The organism is Pseudomonas sp. PS02303, assembly GCF_029959925.1.
In the GTDB taxonomy this organism is placed as follows: Bacteria; Pseudomonadota; Gammaproteobacteria; order Pseudomonadales; family Pseudomonadaceae; genus Aquipseudomonas; species Aquipseudomonas mandelii.
Map to the genome: position 1 here is coordinate 1 of NZ_JASCOM010000299.1, position 6,818 is coordinate 6,818.

A 6,818-nucleotide genomic window follows, 5' to 3' on the forward strand; every position below is an offset into this window, starting at 1 on the left:
GGCTCGCTCCCACAATTGGAATGCGTACCCTGTGGGAGCGAGCCTGCTCGCGAAAGCGTCGGCAAAGCTGCATCAATATTCAGGTAAGAGGTCAAAGATGTCCCAGGCTGAAAAAATCGTTATCGCCGACGCCCCGTTGCGTTGGCAGGATGTGGTTGCCGTCGCCCGTCATGGCGCTCAGCTTGAGCTGTCGGCCCAGGCCTGGGCGCGGATCGAGAATGCCCAGGCGATCGTCCAGCGCATCGTCGCCAGCGGCGAGCGAGCGTATGGCGTCAACACGGGCCTGGGTGCGTTGTGCAACGTCTCGCTCAAAGACGAACAACTGAGCCAGTTGTCGCGCAACACCTTGCTCAGCCACGCTTGTGGCGTTGGCGCTCCGCTGGCCGACGAGCAGACCCGTGCAATCATGTGCGCGGCGATCCGCAATTACAGCCATGGCAAATCCGGCATTCATCGTCGGGTGGTCGAAGCGCTGCTGGCGCTGCTCAATCGCGGCATCACCCCGCAAGTGCCGTCCCAGGGTTCGGTCGGTTACCTGACCCACATGGCCCATATCAGCATCGCGCTGTTGGGTGTCGGCAATGTCAGTTATCGCGGGCAGATCGTTTCCGCCCAGCAAGCCCTGGCCGAAGAAGGTCTGCAACCGGTTCAGTTGGGGGCCAAAGATGGCTTGTGCCTGGTCAACGGCACGCCGTGCATGTCCGGCCTCAGCTGTCTGGCGATTGCCGATGCGACGCGCCTGGTGCAATGGGCCGACGTGATCGGCGCCATGAGCTTCGAAGCCCAGCGTGGCCAGATCGCGGCGTTCGATGCCGAGATCATCGCGCTCAAACCGCATCCGGGCATGCAGCAGGTCGGCATCAATCTGCGAGCGTTGCTGGATGGCAGTGAAGTGATTGGATCGAGCAAAGGCATTCGCACGCAGGATGCGCTGAGCATCCGTTCAATCCCGCAAGTCCACGGTGCTGCACGGGATCAACTGACGCACGCGATCCGCCAGATCGAAACCGAACTCAACGGCTGCACCGACAACCCGTTGCTGCTGGGTACGCCAGACAACTTCCGTGTCATGTCCCAGGCCAACCCGCATGGCCAATCGGTCGCGCTGGCGGCGGACTTGCTGGCCATCGCCATGGCCGAAATCGGCTCCATCGCCGAGCGTCGCCTGGACCGCCTGATCAACCCGCACGTCAGTGGTCTGCCAGCGTTTTTGGTGGCCAACCCCGGGGTAAATTCCGGGATGATGATCGTCCAGTACGTCGCCGCGTCGCTGTGCGCGGAAAATCGCCAATTGGCGCAACCGGCCGTGCTCGACAACTACGTCACCTCGGGCTTGCAGGAAGACCACTTGAGCATGGGCACCAACGCGGCGCTGAAGCTGCATCGTGCCTTGGAAAACTGCACACAGATCCTCGCCATCGAGTACCTGCTGGCGGCCCAGGCGTTTGAATTTCTCAAGGAACAGCGTTTTGGCGCTGGCACCGATGCCGCGTGGCGTCTGCTGCGTGAACGCGTCCCGGCCTATGACCAGGACCGCTGGCTGGCGCCGGACATCGCCGCCGCTGCCGGCGTGTTGAAAGATCCGATTTTGCTGCACAAGGCTTTACCGAACCTCAACTGATTCCTACATCAAACCAGCGTGCCAAGGCGCCAGCCCCCACGAGGCGGGAAGCGACGGACAACGGACATTTCCGGAGCGTCTGGTTAGTTAACAAAAAGACTCTCAAAAGGAGAATAAAAGTGACTGCGCTAAATTTGATTCCCGGCCAACTGAGCCTTGCCCAACTGCGTGATATCTATCAGCAGCCGGTCAAAATCACCCTCGACAACAGTGCATCAAAGCAGATCGAGGCCAGCGTTGCCTGCGTGGAACAGATCCTCGCCGAGAACCGCACCGCCTACGGCATCAACACCGGTTTTGGCCTGCTGGCTTCGACCCGCATCGCCAGCGAAGACCTGGAAAACCTGCAGCGCTCGCTGGTGCTGTCCCATGCCGCCGGTGTCGGCGAGCCGATCAGCGACGCGCTGGTGCGGTTGGTCATGGTGCTCAAGGTCAACAGCCTGAGCCGTGGTTTCTCCGGCATTCGCCGCGTCGTGATTGACGCGTTGATCGCGCTGATCAACGCCGAGGTTTACCCGCACATTCCATTGAAAGGTTCAGTCGGTGCGTCCGGCGATTTGGCGCCTTTGGCGCACATGTCCCTGGTGTTGCTGGGTGAAGGCAAGGCCCGCTACAAAGGCGAGTGGATGGAAGCGACTGAAGCACTGAAAGTCGCCGGCCTGACGCCGTTGACCCTGGCGGCGAAAGAAGGCCTGGCGCTGCTCAACGGTACTCAGGTGTCGACCGCTTATGCGCTGCGCGGTCTGTTCGAAGGCGAAGATCTGTTCGCCGGTGCCGTGGCGATTGGTGCCCTGACGGTCGAAGCCGTGCTGGGTTCGCGTTCGCCGTTCGACGCGCGCATCCACGCCGCCCGTGGCCAGAAAGGCCAGATCGACGCCGCTGCCGCCTACCGTGATCTGCTGGGCGAGCGCAGTGAAGTATCCGACTCGCATCAGAACTGCGAAAAGGTCCAGGACCCGTACTCCCTGCGCTGCCAGCCGCAAGTCATGGGCGCCTGCCTGACTCAGTTCCGTCAGGCGGCCGAAGTGCTGGCCGTCGAAGCCAACGCCGTTTCCGATAACCCTCTGGTCTTCGCCGCTGAAGGCGACGTGATCTCCGGCGGTAACTTCCACGCCGAACCGGTGGCCATGGCCGCTGACAACATGGCCCTGGCCATCGCTGAAATCGGTTCCCTGAGCGAACGTCGCATCTCGCTGATGATGGACAAGCACATGTCGCAACTGCCGCCGTTCCTGGTGGCCAATGGCGGGGTGAACTCCGGTTTCATGATCGCCCAGGTGACTGCGGCGGCACTGGCTAGCGAGAACAAGGCGTTGTCCCATCCTCATTCGGTGGACAGCCTGCCGACTTCCGCGAACCAGGAAGACCACGTATCGATGGCACCGGCTGCCGGCAAGCGCTTGTGGGAAATGGCTGAAAACACGCGCGGTGTGTTGGCGGTGGAATGGTTGGCGGCGGTTCAGGGGCTGGATTTGCGTGAAGGTCTGAAGACTTCGGCGAAGCTGGAAAACGCCCGTGGGATTCTGCGTAAAGAAGTGCCGTTCTATGAGAAGGACCGCTTCTTTGCGCCGGACATCAATGCGGCGACTGAGTTGTTGGCCACGCGTTGCCTGAATGAACTGGTGTCGGCCAGGCTTTTGCCGAGCCTTTAACCCCTACCCACCGATCGTTCCCACGCTCTGCGTGGGAATGCAGCCCGTGACGCTCCGCGTCACTGGACGCAGAGCGTCCCTAGAGGCATTCCCACGTGGAGCGTGGGAACGATCAAAGACGAGGAACTCGGGATGAAAACTCTCTGGCAACACTGCCACGTCGCAACCATGGCGCAAGGCGTCTACTCGATCATCGAGGATGCGGCCATCGTGACGTCCGGTGCGCACATTGAGTGGGTCGGCCCGCGCAGTGAACTGCCGTCGGGTGAGTACCCGGCGGTCAATGATTTGAAAGGGGCCTGGGTCACCCCGGGCCTGATCGACTGCCACACCCACACGGTGTTCGGCGGTAACCGCAGCGGTGAATTCGAACAGCGCCTGAAAGGTGTCAGCTACGCGGAAATTGCAGCAGCCGGTGGCGGCATCGCCAGCACCGTGCGCGCCACCCGTGCAGCGACCGAAGATGAGCTGTTCGCCAGCGCCGCCAAGCGTCTGAAAAGCCTGATGCGCGACGGCGTGACCACGGTCGAAATGAAATCCGGCTACGGCCTCGACCTGGCCAGTGAACGCAAGATCCTGCGAGTCATCCGTCGTCTCGGCGCCGAACTGCCGGTCAGCGTGCGCAGCACGTGCCTCGCCGCTCATGCGTTGCCACCGGAATATGCGGATCGCGCTGACGACTACATCGATCACATCTGCGCTGAAATGCTCCCGGCCCTGGCCGCCGAAGGGTTGGTGGATGCGGTGGACGCGTTCTGTGAATACCTGGCCTTTTCGCCGGCACAGGTCGAGCGGGTGTTCATCACCGCACAAGAACTGGGTCTGCCGGTGAAGCTGCACTCCGAGCAATTGTCGTCGCTGCACGGTTCGAGCCTGGCGGCGCGTTACCACGCTCTGTCGGCCGATCACCTGGAATTCATGACCGAAGACGACGCCATCGCCATGGCCAGTTCCGGCACCGTCGCGGTGCTGCTACCCGGTGCGTTTTACTTCCTGCGTGAAACCCAGTTGCCACCGATGGATGCCCTGCGCAAACACGGCGTGAAAATCGCCATCGCCAGCGACCTCAACCCCGGCACGTCACCGGCGCTGTCGTTGCGCTTGATGCTGAACATGGCCTGCACCTGTTTCCGCATGACCCCGGAAGAAGCCTTGGCGGGCGCGACCATTCATGCCGCCACCGCGCTGGGCATGGCTGACACTCACGGTTCGCTGGAAGCCGGCAAGGTCGCGGATTTCGTCGCCTGGCAAATCGATCGTCCCGCCGATCTGTCGTACTGGCTGGGCGGCGACCTGGAAAAACGCGTCGTGCGTCACGGCGTCGAAACGAGCGTTTAGGAGAGCAGTTGTGGATAAGGTTCTGAACTTCAAACAAGGCCGCGTGCCGCTGCTGATCAGCATGCCCCACGCCGGCCTGCGCCTGACTCCGGCGGTGGAAGCCGGGTTGATCCCCGATGCGCGCAGCCTGCCGGACACGGACTGGCACATTCCCCAACTTTATGAGTTCGCTGCCGAACTGGGCGCCAGTACATTGGCTGCCGAGTACTCGCGCTTCGTCATCGACTTGAACCGTCCGTCTGACGACAAGCCGCTGTATGTCGGCGCCACCACCGGTCTGTATCCGGCGACGCTGTTCGACGGCATTCCGTTGTTCCGTGAAGGGATGGAACCGTCGGCGGCGGAACGAGCAACATATCTGGAGCAGGTGTGGACGCCGTATCACACCACCCTGCAGAACGAACTGGCGCGACTCAAAGCCGAGTTCGGCTACGCGTTGCTGTTCGATGCGCATTCGATCCGCTCGATCATCCCGCACCTGTTCGACGGCAAGCTGCCGGACTTCAACCTCGGCACCTTCAACGGCGCCAGTTGCGATCCACAATTGGCCACTCAGCTGGAAGCGATCTGCGCCAGGCACACCGATTACAGCCACGTGCTGAACGGTCGCTTCAAGGGCGGCCACATCACCCGGCATTACGGCAACCCGGCCGAAAACATTCATGCGGTGCAACTGGAGCTAGGGCAGTGCACGTACATGGAAGAGTTTGAGCCGTTTCGCTATCGCCCGGACCTGGCGGCGCCGACGCAGGTTGTGCTCAAGGAATTGCTGCAAGGTCTGCTGGCCTGGGGCCAAAAGCACTACAACGCATAACCCTGTGGGAGCGCGCTTTTGTGGCGAGGGCGCTTGCTCCCGCTCGGCGGCGAAGCCGTCGTAAACCCGGCGAGTCGGGTATATCTGATTAAACTCGGTTGAATGGGTTGGGGACTGCTTCGCAACCCAGCGGGAGCAAGCTCCGTCGCCACAGGGCGGGGTTGGTCTCGCTAGCTGAGCGGAACGGTCGCCACCGTGCAAATCTCGGTCGCTACAGTTCGCTTTTACCCTCTCGACGCTGCGTAATGTGCTGGTCACGGTGCAAGAAGACACCGGCCCTCACAATAATCTGCCGCACGAGAACGCTCTCTATGACAAGCACCAAAGGTTTGTTCACCCGCTGTCTCTCAATCCTCTGCGGCACCGCTCTTCTGAGCACTAGCGTCCTGGCCAGTGACGATGCGTCCTGCAAGGCCGTGCGCATGGGCGTGGTCAACTGGACCGACGTGATCGCCACCAGCGGCATGGCTGACGTATTGCTCAACGGCCTCGGCTACGAAAGCAAGCAAACCAGCGCCGTGCAGCAAATCATCTTTGCCGGCATCCGCGACAAACGCCTCGATATCTTCCTCGGTTACTGGAAACCGGCGATGGACAAGAACATCGCGCCGTTCCTTGATGCCAAACAAGTGAAGGTCCTGGATAAGCCGAGCCTGGCCGACGCGCAGGCAACGCTCGCGGTGCCTCAGTACGTTGCGGACGCCGGGCTGAAAACCTTCGCCGACATCGCCAAGTTCAAAGACAAGCTCGGCGGCAAGATCTATGGCATCGAGCCCGGCAGTGGCGCCAACACCACGATCAAAACCATGATCGAGACCAATCACTTCGGCTTGAAAGACTTCAAGCTGATCGAGTCCGGTGAGGCCGGCATGCTCGCGGCCGTTCAGCGGGCGGTGAACCGTAAGGAGTTCGTGGTGTTCGTCGGTTGGACCCCGCACCCCATGAACATCAACATGAAAGTCGCCTACCTGACCGGCAGCGAAGACGTTTATGGCCCCAACGAAGGCGCAGCGACGGTCTCGACTGTGACGTCCCCGGACTATGCCGAACGTTGCCCGAACGTGAACCGTTTGCTGGAGAACCTGACTTTCACCGCCGCCCAGGAAAGCCAGTTGATGGTGCCGATCATGGAGCGCAAGACGCCTCAGGACGTTGCCCGGCAATGGCTGCGTGATCATCCCGAAGACCTTCAGCGCTGGCTGGCCGGTGTGACCAGCTTTGAGGGCAAGGAGGGCGCGGCGACCGTTTTGGCCAGCTTGAAGCCCTAAACGCAAAACCTGTGGGAGCGAGCCTGCTCGCGAAGACGGAGTGTCAGTCGACATCAATGTTGACTGACACTCCGCTTTCGCGAGCGGGGCTCGCTCCCACAGGGGTTGGCCCCATCTCCTGAACG

General features: G+C 61.5%; 5 protein-coding genes. All 5 read left to right on the forward strand.

Translation table 11 applies throughout. The features are described from left to right. The first annotated feature begins 97 nt into the window (after window positions 1-97). The 5 genes from hutH (QMX98_RS30850) to QMX98_RS30870 all read left to right on the forward strand — a co-directional run bounded on the left by hutH (QMX98_RS30850) (window position 98) and on the right by QMX98_RS30870 (window position 6,693). Complete coding sequence (gene hutH / locus QMX98_RS30850; protein WP_282411885.1) at window positions 98-1,621, forward strand: histidine ammonia-lyase; 1,524 nt, start codon at window positions 98-100, stop codon at window positions 1,619-1,621. 119 nt (window positions 1,622-1,740) lie between these two features. Then, the gene (gene hutH, locus QMX98_RS30855; protein WP_010464511.1) at window positions 1,741-3,273 is read left to right on the forward strand and encodes a histidine ammonia-lyase; all 1,533 of its coding nucleotides are present in this window, start codon (window positions 1,741-1,743) and stop codon (window positions 3,271-3,273) included. Between the two features lie 132 nt (window positions 3,274-3,405). Then, a complete protein-coding gene (gene hutI / locus QMX98_RS30860; protein ID WP_282411886.1) occupies window positions 3,406-4,611 on the forward strand; it encodes an imidazolonepropionase in 1,206 nt (401 codons plus the stop codon). A gap of 10 nt (window positions 4,612-4,621) precedes the next feature. Beyond that, window positions 4,622-5,425, forward strand: a complete 804-nt coding sequence (hutG, locus tag QMX98_RS30865; protein WP_010464507.1) for an N-formylglutamate deformylase — start codon at window positions 4,622-4,624, stop codon at window positions 5,423-5,425. A 311-nt stretch (window positions 5,426-5,736) separates the two neighbouring features. Further along, complete coding sequence (locus QMX98_RS30870; protein ID WP_282411887.1) at window positions 5,737-6,693, forward strand: choline ABC transporter substrate-binding protein; 957 nt, start codon at window positions 5,737-5,739, stop codon at window positions 6,691-6,693. Window positions 6,694-6,818: the final 125 nt, after the last annotated feature.